This is a genomic window from Vreelandella glaciei (genome assembly GCF_013415125.1).
In the GTDB taxonomy this organism is placed as follows: domain Bacteria; phylum Pseudomonadota; class Gammaproteobacteria; order Pseudomonadales; family Halomonadaceae; genus Vreelandella; species Vreelandella glaciei.
In genome coordinates this window covers 1-15,141 of sequence record NZ_JACCDE010000010.1, presented here as the reverse complement: position 1 = coordinate 15,141, position 15,141 = coordinate 1, and the positions used below count along the sequence as shown (strand labels likewise).

At 53.8% G+C, this 15,141-nt stretch carries 15 protein-coding genes; 11 read left to right on the top strand and 4 right to left on the bottom strand.

The window, feature by feature from the left end; translation table 11 throughout:
• The first annotated feature begins 4 nt into the window (after nt 1-4).
• Nucleotides 5-1,030: a patatin-like phospholipase family protein gene (locus tag HZS80_RS08410; RefSeq protein WP_179915784.1), complete on the top strand. Its 1,026-nt coding sequence runs from the start codon at nt 5-7 to the stop codon at nt 1,028-1,030.
• A gap of 3 nt (nt 1,031-1,033) precedes the next feature.
• On the opposite strand, the gene HZS80_RS08405 is transcribed toward HZS80_RS08410, so the two are convergent.
• Nucleotides 1,034-1,603, bottom strand: coding sequence for a Smr/MutS family protein (locus tag HZS80_RS08405; RefSeq protein WP_179915783.1), 570 nt, complete (start codon nt 1,601-1,603; stop codon nt 1,034-1,036).
• Nucleotides 1,604-1,778: 175 nt separating this feature from the next.
• On the opposite strand from HZS80_RS08405, the gene prmB reads away from it, so the two are divergent.
• The 5 genes from prmB to phaC all read left to right on the top strand — a co-directional run bounded on the left by prmB (nt 1,779) and on the right by phaC (nt 7,072).
• Complete coding sequence (prmB, locus tag HZS80_RS08400) at nt 1,779-2,738, top strand: 50S ribosomal protein L3 N(5)-glutamine methyltransferase (protein WP_179915782.1); 960 nt, start codon at nt 1,779-1,781, stop codon at nt 2,736-2,738.
• Between the two features lie 13 nt (nt 2,739-2,751).
• On the top strand, nt 2,752-3,843 hold the full coding sequence (gene aroC, locus HZS80_RS08395) for a chorismate synthase (protein WP_179915781.1): 1,092 nt from the start codon (nt 2,752-2,754) through the stop codon (nt 3,841-3,843).
• Between the two features lie 90 nt (nt 3,844-3,933).
• A complete protein-coding gene (locus HZS80_RS08390; RefSeq protein ID WP_179915780.1) occupies nt 3,934-4,341 on the top strand; it encodes a hypothetical protein in 408 nt (135 codons plus the stop codon).
• A 226-nt stretch (nt 4,342-4,567) separates the two neighbouring features.
• Entirely contained in the window at nt 4,568-4,978 is a 411-nt protein-coding gene (locus HZS80_RS08385) for a phasin family protein (protein WP_035563231.1), read from the top strand.
• Nucleotides 4,979-5,164: 186 nt separating this feature from the next.
• Complete coding sequence (phaC, locus tag HZS80_RS08380; RefSeq protein ID WP_082072572.1) at nt 5,165-7,072, top strand: class I poly(R)-hydroxyalkanoic acid synthase; 1,908 nt, start codon at nt 5,165-5,167, stop codon at nt 7,070-7,072.
• A gap of 108 nt (nt 7,073-7,180) precedes the next feature.
• Here phaC and ahpF read toward each other — a convergent pair whose 3' ends face one another.
• A complete protein-coding gene (gene ahpF, locus HZS80_RS08375; RefSeq protein WP_035563233.1) occupies nt 7,181-8,737 on the bottom strand; it encodes an alkyl hydroperoxide reductase subunit F in 1,557 nt (518 codons plus the stop codon).
• A 192-nt stretch (nt 8,738-8,929) separates the two neighbouring features.
• Nucleotides 8,930-9,487, bottom strand: coding sequence for an alkyl hydroperoxide reductase subunit C (ahpC, locus tag HZS80_RS08370; RefSeq protein ID WP_431313221.1), 558 nt, complete (start codon nt 9,485-9,487; stop codon nt 8,930-8,932).
• A 389-nt stretch (nt 9,488-9,876) separates the two neighbouring features.
• Here ahpC and HZS80_RS08365 point away from each other — a divergent pair, with 389 nt between their 5' ends.
• The 4 genes from HZS80_RS08365 to HZS80_RS08350 all read left to right on the top strand — a co-directional run bounded on the left by HZS80_RS08365 (nt 9,877) and on the right by HZS80_RS08350 (nt 14,070).
• The gene (locus tag HZS80_RS08365; RefSeq protein ID WP_035563235.1) at nt 9,877-10,980 is read left to right on the top strand and encodes a polyamine ABC transporter substrate-binding protein; all 1,104 of its coding nucleotides are present in this window, start codon (nt 9,877-9,879) and stop codon (nt 10,978-10,980) included.
• A gap of 101 nt (nt 10,981-11,081) precedes the next feature.
• Entirely contained in the window at nt 11,082-12,263 is a 1,182-nt protein-coding gene (locus HZS80_RS08360; RefSeq protein WP_035563237.1) for an ABC transporter ATP-binding protein, read from the top strand.
• A 68-nt stretch (nt 12,264-12,331) separates the two neighbouring features.
• Nucleotides 12,332-13,243, top strand: a complete 912-nt coding sequence (locus HZS80_RS08355; protein WP_035563249.1) for an ABC transporter permease subunit — start codon at nt 12,332-12,334, stop codon at nt 13,241-13,243.
• On the top strand, nt 13,240-14,070 hold the full coding sequence (locus tag HZS80_RS08350) for an ABC transporter permease subunit (RefSeq protein WP_035563255.1): 831 nt from the start codon (nt 13,240-13,242) through the stop codon (nt 14,068-14,070). The genes HZS80_RS08355 and HZS80_RS08350 overlap by 4 nt, the downstream gene beginning before the upstream one ends.
• 6 nt (nt 14,071-14,076) lie before the next feature.
• Here the strand turns inward: HZS80_RS08350 and HZS80_RS08345 are convergent, their stop codons facing one another.
• Nucleotides 14,077-14,286, bottom strand: a complete 210-nt coding sequence (locus tag HZS80_RS08345; RefSeq protein ID WP_035563260.1) for a zinc ribbon domain-containing protein — start codon at nt 14,284-14,286, stop codon at nt 14,077-14,079.
• A gap of 147 nt (nt 14,287-14,433) precedes the next feature.
• Between HZS80_RS08345 and HZS80_RS08340 the strand changes: the two genes are divergently transcribed.
• On the top strand, nt 14,434-14,862 hold the full coding sequence (locus HZS80_RS08340) for a DUF3617 domain-containing protein (protein WP_022522778.1): 429 nt from the start codon (nt 14,434-14,436) through the stop codon (nt 14,860-14,862).
• The last annotated feature ends 279 nt before the right edge of the window (nt 14,863-15,141 follow it).

Here is a 15,141-nt window from a genome sequence, read left to right as displayed (position 1 = left end):
CAGTATGAACGAATTGGCGCATGTCAGTAGTGGAAACAAGGTCGCTCTGGTGTTGGGCAGTGGCGGTGCGCGCGGCTATGCGCATATCGGGGTGATTGAAGCACTTGAGGCGCGGGGCTTTGAAATCATCGCCGTATCAGGATGCTCGATGGGCGCGCTGATCGGTGGTATTTACGCGGCAGGCAAGCTGCCTGAATACCGCGATTGGGTGTGCAACCTTGACTATTTGGATGTGCTCAAATTAGTCGACGTGACCTGGAGCCCCATGGGCGCGATGCGTGCCAGCAAGGTCATGAACAAGCTGGAAGCGCTGGTGGGCGATATCTTAATTGAAGACCTCGCGATTCCAGTGACAACGGTGGCAACGGATCTGGTTCGCCAGCGGGAAGTGTGGTTTCAAAATGGCCCCTTATTACAAGCGATTCGCGCTTCAATTGCCGTGCCGGGCGTAATAACGCCAGTGCATTTGGGTGATCAGGTGTTGGTGGATGGCGGGTTGCTTAACCCGCTGCCGATCATGCCTGTGGTGGCGGCTCATCAAGCGGATTTTGTGGTGGCGGTCAACGTGACCGCGCATAGCCCGCTGCCAGTCACCATGGAGGAGTTGCTGCCTACGGAAGAGGAGGCGACCGATAGCCGTAGCAAAAAAGAGATTGAGCGCGATCAAAACATGGGTAACTGGATGGGGGATGTGCGCGCCGCTACGCGAAAACTGTGGGCGGGGCTGGGCGCGAATGGTGAGGGGGCAAGCGGAGAGGGCGAAGAGCTGGAGGAGACCACTGAAGCCCGTGGCAAGCGGGAGTGGAGCAAGCTCGATATGATTCTGGAGTCGTTTGATATTACCCAGGCGGCGCTGGCCAAGTACAAGGTGGCGGGCTACCCGCCCGACGTGCTGATTGAAATACCCAAAACAGTCTGCAGTACCTACGAATTCCACCGCGGCAAGGAGTTGATTCGTCTGGGCAGACATTTGGCCGATGAAGCGCTGGAGCGGCGCATGCCAAGTATCGCGTCCGACGCTGCCGAGTAACGGCTACTGGCTTCGCTTGCGCAGCAATATATACACCGCACCGGTGCCACCATCGATATCGATAGCCGAGCAGAAAGCCAGCACGCCGGGCCACTCACGTAACCAGGCATTGGTATGGCTTTTAAGCACAGGAAAGTCAGACGTGGTGCCCCACGCTTTGCCATGCACTACCAGTACGCAGCGCAAGCCTTGGCTGGCGGCGTCGCGCAAAAAACTCTCCAACTCCGCACGCGCCTCTTCCAGCGTATAGCCGTGCATATCAAGTCCCGCTTGCCACGCCGTTTGCCCACGTTTTAGTTGGCTAAACGTACGCCATGGTAAATCCGGTACACAAAACTCTAAATACTCAGAGGGGCGCACGGCCTCCACCCGGCCATCTGAGGTGCGCCCGCTGGACTGAGGCGTATTGCTTTCAACAGCCGCATGGCGTCTAGCCTCATGGGCCTTACCGTCAATTTTAGGTTTGCCTGGATCGGCCTGGTTAGTCGCGATACGGCGCACGCCTGCCGCCTTTAACGCATCGCGGAAGGCATTGATATCTTCATCGTCGGGCAGGTGGCGGCGTCGCGTCATGGTAGGCTCGGGTGGCAAAAAAGTGGCAAATAAAGGTGAAACAGATAAAGACGCACAGTATAGCGGGCTGAGCGTTGCTGTGAACCGGACGGCGTGAAAGGTACAATCTTTTTATTCGTTGCATGAATAAGGCTTTATCAGCTGCATTCATCATTATCGTCAACCAGGAGCCGCTGTGACCACGCATCTAAACGTTGAGCATCCTCACTCAACCCTTTCCCTGTCGGAGTCGTTGCTGGTGAGCCAGCTCTTTACCCTACGCGACTATCTGCGCTGGGTCTCCAGCGAGTTTTATCTGGCGGGCCTGCACTACGGCCATGGTACCGATTCTGCCTGGGATGAGGCGGTAGCGCTCTGCCTGGGTGCTCTGCACTTGCCGTGGAACATCGATCCCAGTGTGCTCGAGGCGCGGCTGCTGCCCGTAGAACGGCAGCGGATTATTGCTCTGGCACGGGAGCGTGTTACCACCCGCCGTCCGCTTCCCTATTTATTGGGCGAGAGCTTTTTTGCCGGCCATCCGTTCAGTGTCGATGAACGGGTACTGATTCCGCGCTCGCCGATTGCCGAGCTGATTGAAGACGGCTTTGCCGCCTGGTTTCCTGAAGAGCCGCCTGCCAGTGTGCTGGATTTATGCACCGGTTCTGGCTGTATCGGCATTGCGACGGCGCTTTATTTACCGACCTGCGAAGTGGCGCTTGCCGATGTTAGTCAGGATGCCTTGGCCGTGGCCCGCCAGAACATTACCCGCCACGATGTGGGCGACCGGGTGCGGGCGGTCGAATCGGACGTATTCAGCGGTTTAGAAGGCCGACGCTTTGATTTGATCGTCTCTAACCCGCCTTATGTCGATGCCCGTGACCTTGCCACTATGCCTGCCGAGTTTCGCCACGAGCCTTCACTGGCCCTGGGGGCCGGTAGCGATGGGTTGGATATAGTGCGGCGCATTTTGCGCGAGGCGCGGGAACACTTAACCGATGAGGGCTGGCTGATTGTAGAAGTCGGCAACTCTGACCGCCATGTGGAAGCGGCATTTCCGGATGTCGCTTTTCTATGGCTTGAATTCGAGCGTGGCGGCCAGGGTGTTTTTGCTCTGAGCGCCGCTGAACTCGACGCCCATGCGGCGTCTTTCGTGTGAGGAATTAACGGCCATGTCTGGCAATACGTTTGGCAAACTATTCAGTGTGACTACCTTTGGTGAGAGCCACGGACCAGCGCTCGGCGCTATTGTGGATGGCTGTCCGCCTGGGCTGCCGTTAAGCGAAGCCGATTTACAGCTCGACCTGGATCGACGCAGGCCGGGCAGTTCGCGGCATACCACTCAGCGCAAAGAACCCGATCAGGTGCGCATTCTGTCCGGTGTGTTTGAAGGCAAAACCACAGGTACCTCGATCGGCTTGCTGATTGAGAACACCGATCAGCGCTCTAACGACTACTCGAAAATCAAAGAGCAGTTTCGGCCTGCCCACGCGGATTACACCTACCACCATAAGTATGGTCACCGGGACTACCGCGGGGGCGGGCGCTCCAGCGCCCGTGAAACCGCTATGCGGGTGGCTGCTGGGGCGATTGCCAAGAAGTATTTGGCAGCTCAAGGGGTGCAGATTCGTGGCTATATGAGCCAGTTAGGCCCTATCAAAATTGAGTTCAAACAGTGGGCATCGGTGGGTGAAAATGCATTTTTTTGCCCCGACCCGGAGCGCGTCGCTGAACTGGAAGCCTATATGGATCAACTGCGTCGCGACCAGGATTCGGTAGGTGCTGAAATTACCGTGATTGCCGAAGGCGTGCCGGTAGGGCTGGGTGAACCCGTCTTTGACCGCCTGGATGCTGATCTGGCGCATGCTTTGATGAGTATCAATGCGGTAAAAGGGATTGAGATTGGAGCAGGGTTTGGCTGTATCGCCCAGCGGGGCAGCGAGCACCGTGATGAGATGACGCCAGAGGGCTTTCTTTCCAATCATGCTGGCGGCGTGCTCGGTGGCATCTCTAGCGGGCAGCCGATTGTAGCGCGCTTAGCGCTGAAACCCACTTCCAGCATCACTACGCCGGGCCGCTCTATCGATATTCATGGTCAGGCAGTTGAGGTGGTGACTAAAGGGCGCCACGACCCCTGCGTAGGGATTCGCGCAACGCCTATCGCTGAAGCGATGATGGCGATTACGCTGTTGGATCACTGGCTTCGTCAGCGTGGACAAAATGGTGACGTTAGCGTTGATACGCCCCGTTTAACTCAGCGCTAACCCGATACGGTGATGTTGGCAGTTCGCTGCTACACTCAAACAAAACAAATGCATGAGCAGTCGTCATGAAAAACAGTGCAGGAGCCGCCTATGAAGATTAACGTTGAGTTTGATCTTACCCCCGATGAGTTTCGCCAATCACTGGGGCTGCCTGATGTCGAAGCTTTCCAGAAAAATCTGCTAGAGAATATTCAACGGCAGATGGAGTCTGGGGTGGAAGGCTACGACCCTATGAGCCTAATGCGGCCTTTCCTGCAGCAACCGATGATGCAACAGGGGCTTTCCCAGGGGCTAGCTAATTTCGGAACCTACCAGCAAATGATGCTCGATATGTTGCGGCAAGCGGGCAGCGCCAGCGCTTCTTCGGCCCCCAGCAATGATGATGAGAAGGCAGGGGGGACTAGCTCTAAAAGCAATTCAGAAAGAGCTTCTTCCAGCAAAGCAAAGTCAACGGCATCGTCACGTTCCCGTTCTGAATCCAAACGCAGCGGCACATAGATTGAAGCAAGCAGTTAACGCGCATTAACTTAACAGGTGGTTCTCCACCTGTTGAGGTAGGGCAGAGTAATATGGCAAAGCGGTTCAGGCTTGCACGGTGATACTGAAATGACGCCACTGTTGCAATGCAGCATGCCAAAGATTACTCTTTTTGCAGTGCAGCAAAGCTACATCACGGTGAGTCACTCCAAGGCTCATGCCAAGGAACGATACAGGAGCAGACACTATGCAAGACAATATGATGGACGCCTTTAACGCCCAAACTAAGCAGATGTTTGAGCCCATGCGAAAAATTAATTCGCTGATGCTCAACAATATGGAAAAAATGACCCAGTATCAGTTGGAAGCCATGAAGCGCTACAGCCAGATGGGTACTGAGCGCATTCGTAGCGCCACTGAAATTCAAGACGCAGAAAGCCTGCGTGATTTCGGCACCAAGCAAGCCGAGATGATGAACGAACTTTCCCAGCAGATGCAGGAAGACGCGCGGGTGATGAGCGAAATGAGCCTGCAGTTTAAATCTGAAATGGAAAAGATGTTCAGTGAAGCCGGGCAGCAAATGTCCGACCAAGCCAAGGCTACTGCGAAAGGGGAGCAGCCTGCGAAAGCCTCCAGTCAGTCAACGCGCAAAAGCTGATTGACGACATCATCGCGGCGCCTTAGGGCGCCGCGATGCATTTAAAACGTTGCAACTATAAATAAAACATTGCAACGATAAAACCTTGTCATATAGAAGCCTTATCGTATAAAAACTTAGCTATATAACAGCTTGGTCTTGGTCAAAGTGGTCGGTGCGCCTGGAGAGGGCGTAGGGAGAGTTAGTATGCAGTCAGCGTGGCACAATCCGTTCCAGGCATTATCATCAGGGCTTTCTCAAGGGCTAGCCGATGAAATAGCCAAGGGCTTACCTGAAGGGTTATCTCAGGCAGAGCTTGAAGAGTGGCATAATCAACTCAAAGAGATCGGTGAGCAGTACCAAGGATTGATGCAGGATCTGCTTTCCCGTATTGCACCCAGTGAGGCCGCCGACTCCATTTATAGCGATATGCGCGAAAGCTTTGAAGCGGGTGCGCAGTCGCTGATGCAGAATCCTACTTTGCTGTGGGAAACCCAGGCCCGGTTGGTGCAGGATCAGTGGCTGTTGTGGCAGCAAGCCATGCGCGGGATGGCTGGCGAGCAGGTTACCCCGTTGATCACGCCGGCCAAAAATGACCGCCGTTTTAAAGACGAGGCGTGGACACAAGACCCGCACTATATGGCTATTATGCAGCAGTACCTACTGTTTTCGCAGATGGTGGAAGAGCTGGTTGAAAGCCTAAGCGGTTTAGACGAAACCAAAAAGCGTAACCTGATGTTTTACGCGCGCCAGTTGGTCAACGCGATGGCGCCGACAAATTTTATGGGCACCAACCCTGAAGTCATGCGCCGCACGCTTGAAACCCGTGGCCAGAACTTGGTGGATGGATTAGCTCGCCTGCGCGAAGACTTGGGCAATTCTGCCGAGGGTATCAATGTCTGCATGACGGATCGCGGCGCTTTTGGCGTGGGTGAAAATATCGCCGTAACACCCGGGGCAGTGGTCTACGAAAACGAATTGATCCAGTTGATCCAGTACACCCCCACCACGGAAAAAACCTTTAAAACGCCGTTGCTAATGGTGCCGCCGTGGATCAATAAGTACTACATTCTTGACCTACGTGAAGATAACTCAATGGTTAAGTGGCTGGTGGATCAAGGCCATACCGTCTTTCTGATCTCCTGGCGTAACCCTGGCCCTGAACAACGCGATATCACCTGGGCCGACTATATGCAGATGGGGCCCATCAGCGCGATGGAAGCCATCGAACAGGCCTGTGGTGAGAAGTCGGTCAATCTACTCAGCTATTGCGTGGGGGGCACACTAGCCGCCTCTACAGTGGCCTATCTCACCAGCACGCGGCGTGGGCGCAAAGTAAAGTCGGTTACTTATATGGCGACGCTGCAGGATTTTCGTGACCCTGGCGATATCGGCGTATTTCTTAATGAGCGAGTGGTAGAAGGCATTGAGCAGACGCTGCAGTTGAAAGGCTATCTTGATGGTCGTTCAATGGCATATACCTTTAACTTGCTGCGTGAAAATGATCTATTTTGGTCGTTTTACATCAATAATTATTTAAAGGGCGAAACGCCCGCCGCCTTTGACCTGCTTTACTGGAACACGGATGGCACCAACCTTCCTGCCGGGACGCACGCTTGGTACCTGCGCTATATGTACCTGGAGAACCGTCTCGTTGAGCCTGGCGGCATTGAATTGGATGATGTGAAAATAGACCTGCGTAAAATCTCCACGCCCAGCTATTTCGTGTCCACCAAAGAGGATCACATCGCCAAGTGGAACAGCACTTACTATGGGGCTTTGTTACCTAAAGGGCCGGTTACCTTCGTATTGGGCGGATCGGGCCATATTGCGGGTATTGTTAATCCACCCCATAAAAACAAGTACGGCTACTGGACGAACGAAGCGCTGCCGGAAACGCATGATGAGTGGCTAGCAAACGCAGCGGCTCATGAAGGCTCCTGGTGGCCCCATTGGCAGTCTTGGATGACTGAGAATGGCTATGCCGATAGCGAAAAGATGGTGCCTGTGCGCCAACCTGGCGATGGTCAGCTCAAAGTGATTGAGCCTGCGCCAGGGCGCTATGTGAAGATGACGATTCCAGAGGTACTAGGGGAAATTCCAGCTAAATCTTAATGGGCACCTAAAAGGCGGTACGTGGGTACTCTAACGGGTCGCGAGTTAAAGGTACTTCCCAACAGAAAAGCCCGCGGACAAATGTCCGCGGGCTTTTTTTCGTCGAGATCAGTTACGAATCAAGTAGTCAAAAGCGCCGAGCGATGCTTTAGCACCTTCGCCCATGGCGATAATGATCTGCTTGTAGGGCACGGTGGTCACATCGCCTGCGGCAAATACGCCGGGCACGGATGTCATGCCATGGGCATCGACAATGATTTCACCACGCGGCGTCATTTCGATCGGTGAGCCTTTCAACCACTCGGTGTTAGGTACCAGACCAATCTGAACAAAAATACCTTCTAACGCGATGGATTTGCTCTCATCAGTCGTACGGTCTTTATAGTTCAAGCCATTGACACGGCTGCCGTCACCGGTGACTTCGGTCGATTGGGCGTTGAGAATGATATCAACGTTAGGCAGGCTCTTGAGCTTTTTCTGCAGCACCGCATCAGCGCGCATCTCGCCCATAAACTCAACCAGCGTGACGTGGCCGACAATGCCCGCTAAGTCAATCGCCGCTTCAACACCCGAGTTACCACCCCCTATAACCGCTACCCGCTTGCCTTTGAACAGCGGACCGTCACAGTGAGGGCAGTAGGCAACACCTTTGTTGCGATACTGCTGCTCGCCGGGCACGTTCATCTCACGCCAGCGGGCGCCTGTCGCCAGTACTAGCGTCTTGCTCTTCAGCTTAGCGCCGGACTCAAACGATACTTCGTGAAGGCCGCCTTCTGTCTCGGCAGCTTTAAAGGAAGTAGCAAGCTGCAGGTTCATGACGTCAACTTCGTAATCTTTGACATGCTCTTCTAGCGCGCTGACCATTTTCGGGCCTTCGGTGTGTGACACCGAAATGAAGTTTTCAATGCCCATGGTGTCCGCCACCTGACCACCGAAGCGCTCAGCGGCAACGCCGGTATTGATGCCTTTGCGCGCCGAGTAGATAGCCGCCGCAGCACCTGCCGGGCCACCACCAATGACAAGCGTATCGAAAGCGGCTTTTTCGCTCAGCTTTTTGGCATCGCGTTCGGCGGCACCGGTATCAACCTTGGCAAGAATCTGTTCAAGCGTCATGCGGCCCTGGTCGAACGGTTTACCGTTCAAATAGACGCTCGGCACCGACATGATTTCCCTAGACTCGACTTCATCCTGAAACAGCGCGCCGTCAATAGCGACGTGGCGCACGTTCGGGTTGAAGATGGCCATCAAATTGAGTGCCTGAACCACGTCCGGGCAGTTCTGGCAAGACAGCGAGTAATAGGTCTCGAAAAGCATCTCGCCATCTAATGCTCGAACCTGATCAAGCAATTCGTCAGACGTCTTAGGCGGATGACCGCCAACGTGCAGCAGGGCAAGCACTAACGAGGTGAACTCGTGGCCCATAGGAATGCCTGCAAACACCACGCCAGTCTCTTCACCGGGGCGGTTGAGCGCAAACGATGGCGTACGTGCATCCTGACCATCGCTGTGCAAGGTAATCTTGTCGCTCAGGCTGCTGATATCTTCCAACAGACCAAGCAATTCTTGTGACTTGGCACCGTCATCGAGGGACGCAACGATCTCGAACGGCTGAGTCACTTTTTCCAGATACGCTTTTAACTGGGATTTTAAATTGGCGTCCAGCATGACAGTAGCTTCCTCGCAGATAACAGACGTATTGAACACACGTGTGTGACGGTGCTAATCAGTAATACTTTAAAAAACTGTTAACAGGTTTAATAACAGTTTTAAAACAGAACGCCCGGGCGAAACCCGGGCGTTGAACATGCACACCCTTGCGCAGCAAAAAAGAGCAAGGATGTGAAAACCGCGAGCGGTTTAGATTTTGCCTACCAGGTCCAGAGAAGGAGCGAGTGTCTCTTCGCCTTCTTTCCACTTGGCTGGGCACACTTCGTTCGGGTTGGCACGCACGTATTGGGCGGCTTTCACTTTGCGCAGCAGTTCTTCGGCATTACGACCGATGTTGCCTGCGTTAATTTCGACGATCTGGATTTTTCCGTCGGGGTCGACAACAAAGGTGCCGCGCTCGGCAAGACCGGCTTCTTCGATCAAGACTTCAAAGTTACGTGAAATGCGCAGCGTCGGATCCGCAATCATCGGGTACTGAAGTTTGCCGATGGTGTCAGAGCTGTCGTGCCATGCCTTGTGAGTAAAGTGGGTATCGGTTGAAACGCTGTAGATTTCAACGCCCAGTTTTTTGAACTCAGCATAGTTGTCGGCTAAGTCACCAAGCTCAGTCGGGCAAACAAAAGTGAAGTCAGCGGGATAGAAGAAAAAGATGGACCACTGACCCTGCATGTCGGCTTCAGTAACATCAACAAATTCGCCATTCAAATAGGCAGTTGCTTTAAACGGCTTAACTTCAGTGTTGATCAATGACATTCAGATAATCTCCAGGATTGGTGAATGAATAATGTGAAATTGTTGATAATACTAATGGCTAACGACTAATGGCTAAAATTAAGAATAGCCATGCCATCAATAGCATTTCTCTATTGGCCAGGCGGTTGTCGTTGCACTAGCTGGTTAATGGGGTCGATGAAGCAAAATACAAGAATTTTTCACATTGGCTTGCGGTAGGCGTCACTGCACCGCAAAATTCGCACGGTCAGTATTATGGCCTACGCTATTGTTAGCCGCTGAGGGCTGTTGCCGGCAGCAGCAGGGCGCACTTGGTATGAAGACACTTGGCAAAACATTTGGCTGAACTGTTTAGTGAATGCTGAATTGTTTAATGACTAGTTGAGACAACAGGAGCAGTGATAATGGGGAACATCCACAAACTTTCCGCGGCCGTTGCGGCTATCTCATTCGCCGCAGCGGCTAGCGCTGCCCAAGCCGAAGAGGTGCGGGTATTTAACTGGTCAGACTACATTGCCCCGGAAACGCTGGAAAAATTTACCGAGCGCACCGGCATTGAAGTGACCTACGACGTTTACGACAGTAATGAAATTCTTGATGCCGCCTTGCTCGCTGGGCGTTCCGGTTACGATGTGGTCGTGCCATCCACTTACTATTTTACCCGCCAAGTGAAAGCTGGCGTGTTTCAGCCACTGAACCACGAGTTACTGCCCAATTTAGATAACCTCAACCCAGAGCTGATGGCTAACCTGGAAACCATCGACGCCGGTAGCGAATACTCGGTCCCTTATATGTGGGGCACCAATGGGATCGGCTATAACGTTGAGCGTGTAAAAGAAATCCTGGGTGACGACGCCCCCTTGGACAGCTGGGGGCTGCTGTTTGATCCTGAAATAACCAGCGCACTGAGCGAGGCGGGCTGCGGCTTGTCAATGCTGGATTCTGCTGATGAGATGTTGTCACCCGCCATGGCGTATCTAGGCCTAGACCCGCTCAGCGAAAATATCGACGATATCGAAGCGGCGGGTGAGCTGATTGCTAGTGTTCGCGACGATATGACCTATTTCCACTCGTCACGCTATGTGTCTGACCTGGCGAATGGCGATATTTGCGTCGCCGCAGGCTACTCCGGTGATGTTTTCCAAGCCGCTGCTCGTGCTGAAGAAGCAGGACGCGACTTCTCTATTGGCTATAGCATCCCCAAGGAAGGCGCTGCCCTTTGGTTCGATATGATGGCGGTGCCCGCTGACGCGCCGAACACTGAAAACGCTCATGCCTTTATCAACTTCATTCTTGACCCGGAAATTGCCGCCGAGATCACCGAGTATGTACGCTATGCCAACCCTAACTTGGCGGCTAATGAATATCTCTCTGATGAAATCCTGAATGATCCGGCGATTTACCCGACCACCGATGTCATGCAAAACCTGTACGTACAGGCTGAAAAGCCTCAAGATGTGCTTCGCGCACGTACACGGATCTGGAATCGTGTAAAGTCCGGTCGTTAAACCGACATTTATCCGACGGCGAGCCAGAGGCATTCCCTCACCGGCTCGCTGTTCGTCTTTATTAATGCCCGGGTTGCCGGGCCTTTTGATGGGAGTGGCGAATGGTCACTACGCCCCTGTCGAACGAGCCTTCATCTGCTGCGCCAACGACTCCTTCTTCGTCACGACCCCAGGGCAAAACCCCACGGTTTGCCGAGGATGTCGTGCTGGAAGTGAAACGCTTAAGCAAACGGTTTGATGATGCGCTGGCGGTGGATGATGTCAATTTGCAGGTTAAGCGCGGGGAAATTTTCGCGCTATTAGGTGGCTCCGGGTCGGGTAAATCCACCCTGCTGCGGATGTTGGCGGGCTTTGAAACGCCCTCCGAAGGCCGGGTTTTATTAGACGGTGAGAATATCACCGCCATGCCCCCGCACAAGCGGCCTATCAATATGATGTTTCAGTCCTATGCGCTATTTCCGCATATGACAGTGGCGCAGAATATTGCCTTTGGCTTAAAGCAGGACAAGCTCCCCAAAACGGATATCGACGCTCGCGTCGCGCAAATGTTGAAACTGGTGCATATGGAGCGCTTTGCCAAGCGCAAGCCGCATCAGCTCTCTGGCGGCCAGCGCCAGCGGGTAGCACTGGCGCGTTCGCTGGCCAAGCGGCCTAAGCTGTTACTGTTAGATGAGCCCATGGGCGCACTGGATAAAAAGCTGCGCACTGAAATGCAGCTTGAAGTGGTCGAGATCATTGAGCAGGTGGGTGTGACCTGCATTATGGTCACTCACGACCAGGAAGAGGCGATGACCATGGCCGACCGTGTGGCGATCATGGCTGATGGCTGGATCGAGCAAATAGGCTCGCCCATCGATATTTATGAAAGCCCGGTGAGCCGCATGGTGGCGGAATTCGTCGGCACGGTGAATCTGTTTGAAGGCGAGATTATCGAAGACGCTGCCGACCACTGCCGTATCGCCGCTCCAGCGCTCGAGCGCCCCATCTATATTGACCACGGTATTACCACACAGGCGTCGAATCGGCGGGTTTGGGTCGCGCTGCGCCCTGAAAAAATCTGGCTAACCCGCGAGAAACCCACAACAGAATATAACTGGGCAGAAGGCAAGGTGGATGATATTGCCTATTTAGGCGGTTTCTCGCTCTACTACGTGCGCACCCAGTCGGGCCAGATCATTAAAGTCAGTATGGCCAATACCGAGCGTCGCGGTGATCGACCCACCTGGGAAGACAGTGTGTATGTCTACTGGGAAGATCACAGTACGATTGTTTTGAACCGCTAGCGTCTTGAGCTGCTAACGTTTTGAATTGCGATAGTGGCGCATTCCTTACTGCGAGGAGACTGCCTTTAATGAAGTTATCTCGTTCTTCAGCACTGCTCAAACGCTTGCAGTTAGGGCGTCGAGCAGTGATTGCGTTTCCGCTCGTGTGGCTGACGCTGTTTTTTTTACTGCCCTTTGCGCTAGTGCTCAAAATCAGCCTCTCAGAAGCGGCGATTGCGATTCCGCCCTATGGCCCGCTGCTTGAGTACGCCGATCAGACACTGCATGTCTTTCTTAATCTGGGCAATTACCTCTTTCTGCTCTCAGATTCGCTCTATATCGCCGCCTATTGGGGCTCAGTCAAAACTGCATTCATAGCGACGGTGGCTTGTCTGCTGATCGGCTACCCAATGGCGTATGCCATGGCGCGGGCACCCGCTCGCTGGCAGCTGCTGTTACTGCTACTGGTCATGCTGCCTTCGTGGACGTCGTTTCTGATTCGTGTTTACGCCTGGATGGGTATTTTAAGCAATAGCGGGTTGATCAATAACCTACTGATAGGGATAGGGCTGATCGATTCTCCGCTGCGCATGATGAACACCCAGTTTGCGGTCACGATTGGTATCGTTTACGCCTACTTGCCGTTTATGGTGTTGCCGCTTTATGCCCATCTAACCCGGATGGATAATTCTTTATTGGAAGCTGCTGCCGACCTGGGTTCGCGCAAGATCAATACCTTTATCAAAGTTACTCTGCCGCTCTCTATGGGGGGGATTGTCGCCGGTTCGATGCTAGTGTTTATCCCGGCGGTAGGCGAGTTCGTGATTCCCGAGTTACTTGGCGGCCCGGACACATTAATGATCGGTAAGGTGTTGTGGGAGGAGTTTTTCCTTAACCGCGACTGGCCCGTGGCGTCGGCGCTGGCCATGGTGATGCTGTTGCTCTTACTGGTGCCGATTGTCTGGTTCCATCGCTATCAGTCCAAGGAGCTAGCGTCATGAGCAGCCTGCGGCGGATCAACTTCTCAACGGTCATGCTGGTGATTGGCCTACTGTTTCTTTACCTGCCGATGTTTGTGCTGGTGGTGTATTCGTTTAACGCTTCAAAGTTGGTCACGGTGTGGGCGGGGTTCTCCACCCAATGGTACGGCGAACTATTTCGTGACGAGCAGATTCTGTCGGCGGTGTGGACGAGCCTAAGGATCGCATTTTTCGCTGCCAGCATGGCGGTTTGCCTGGGCACCGTGGCAGCCTTCGTAATGACGCGCTATGGCCACTTCCGCGGTAAAACGGCGCTATCCAGCATGGTCACAGCGCCGCTGGTGATGCCCGAAGTCATAACGGGTCTTTCACTGCTGCTGCTATTTGTGCAGATGGCGCAGATTACCGGCTGGCCAGCCGACCGGGGTATGGCGACCATTTGGATTGCCCATACCACCTTTTGTAGTGCCTACGTGGCGGTCGTGGTGGCTGCGCGCCTGCGGGAAGTGGATCACTCCATTGAAGAGGCCGCCATGGATTTGGGCTCACCTCCAGTGAAAACCTTCTTCTCTATCACGCTGCCGATCATTACCCCCGCGTTGGCAGCAGGCTGGCTGCTGGCGTTTACCCTCTCGCTGGATGACCTGGTGATCGCCAGCTTTGTTTCAGGCCCAGGGGCTAATACGCTGCCGATGGTGGTGTTTTCGTCGGTGCGCATGGGGGTGTCGCCGAAGATCAATGCGCTTGCTACCTTGATCATCCTAACGGTATCGCTGGCGACACTGTTGGCGTGGTTTTTTATGCGGCGTAATGAGACCCGGCGAAAGGCTGCTTTACGAGACGTTTAGATCAAGCTACAGCACGTCGTCGTCACGCCCAGCGACGACGCTTTCGAGTTCTCCGCTCATCGGCGAGACGATGACTTGTAGCTGGATGGGCGCACAGCATTGGTGGCAATCCTCCCAGGTGTCATGACTGCCCTGTGACGTATCAATCAGGAAGGTCAGCGGTGAATCGCAGTAGGGGCAGTGAAAGTCATAATTGACCAGAGCGTCGTCTTGCATTGTTGGTTACCTTGTATTGCGGATGCGCTAAGTCAGTTTCTTACCCAATGAGTGTAGCAGTGTGGTCGTCGGGTAGGGCATCGTGGGATTGAATCAGGTAGGATATCTCAGGATTTAAGTTCCCAAAGCAACGCAGCGAGAGTAGCGATGATGTTACGTAACATGGCAGTAGCGGCCCTAGTGGCCTTTCCGATGGTCGCGTTGGCTGAAACCCCCAATGTCACCGCTGGTGAGTGGGAGTTTGTGAGCAAAACCAGCGTTACCGGCGAAATGGAAATTCCGGATCAAACGGAAACCGAGCGCCAGTGTATTAGTCAGGAAGAGCTTGAGGGCGCTGAATTTGGCTTCATCGAGGAAGAGGAAGGCTGTGAACTGCTCGACCAGGAGCTGAATGCAGACGGTCTCAGCTACAGCATGGTGTGTCGCGCTGAGGGTGGTGAAGCCACCATCGATGGCGAAATGCGTTTTATGGGCGAGCGTATCGAAGGCAGCGTCGATATCCTGACCCAGTCACCCATGGGGGAACTGAGCATGAACACGGTCATTGAAGGCGAGTACCTAGGCGAGTGTGAGTAATCGCTAGCTCTCTTTTCAAAGGGTGCCAACAGGCACCTTTTTTCATTGAGGTCGTCATTGCAAGGAGTGAAACGACGAAGCTTCGCAATGCCCCCCTATATCATTGCGATGAGCGCAGCGACGCGGCAATCTCAAGCGTGCGGCGGCCTCTAAAAACCAGATTGCTTCACTGCGTTCAATGAAAGGGACTCCTCCCCTCTCGAAGCTTCAGAGAGCTACATTGATAGTTGAACCACTTCAATGCGGAGGGGAAGAGTCATGAACAAGCATAAGATAATC

Coding starts and splice junctions, on each gene's coding strand:
- HZS80_RS08410 (WP_179915784.1), top strand. CDS start 5: ATGAACGAATTGGCGCATGTCAGTAGTGGAAACAAGGTCGCTCTGGTG.
- HZS80_RS08405 (WP_179915783.1), bottom strand. CDS start 1,603: ATGACGCGACGCCGCCACCTGCCCGACGATGAAGATATCAATGCCTTC.
- aroC (WP_179915781.1), top strand. CDS start 2,752: ATGTCTGGCAATACGTTTGGCAAACTATTCAGTGTGACTACCTTTGGT.
- HZS80_RS08390 (WP_179915780.1), top strand. CDS start 3,934: ATGAAGATTAACGTTGAGTTTGATCTTACCCCCGATGAGTTTCGCCAA.
- HZS80_RS08385 (WP_035563231.1), top strand. CDS start 4,568: ATGCAAGACAATATGATGGACGCCTTTAACGCCCAAACTAAGCAGATG.
- phaC (WP_082072572.1), top strand. CDS start 5,165: ATGCAGTCAGCGTGGCACAATCCGTTCCAGGCATTATCATCAGGGCTT.
- ahpF (WP_035563233.1), bottom strand. CDS start 8,737: ATGCTGGACGCCAATTTAAAATCCCAGTTAAAAGCGTATCTGGAAAAA.
- HZS80_RS08365 (WP_035563235.1), top strand. CDS start 9,877: ATGGGGAACATCCACAAACTTTCCGCGGCCGTTGCGGCTATCTCATTC.
- HZS80_RS08360 (WP_035563237.1), top strand. CDS start 11,082: ATGGTCACTACGCCCCTGTCGAACGAGCCTTCATCTGCTGCGCCAACG.
- HZS80_RS08355 (WP_035563249.1), top strand. CDS start 12,332: ATGAAGTTATCTCGTTCTTCAGCACTGCTCAAACGCTTGCAGTTAGGG.
- HZS80_RS08350 (WP_035563255.1), top strand. CDS start 13,240: ATGAGCAGCCTGCGGCGGATCAACTTCTCAACGGTCATGCTGGTGATT.
- HZS80_RS08345 (WP_035563260.1), bottom strand. CDS start 14,286: ATGCAAGACGACGCTCTGGTCAATTATGACTTTCACTGCCCCTACTGC.
- HZS80_RS08340 (WP_022522778.1), top strand. CDS start 14,434: ATGATGTTACGTAACATGGCAGTAGCGGCCCTAGTGGCCTTTCCGATG.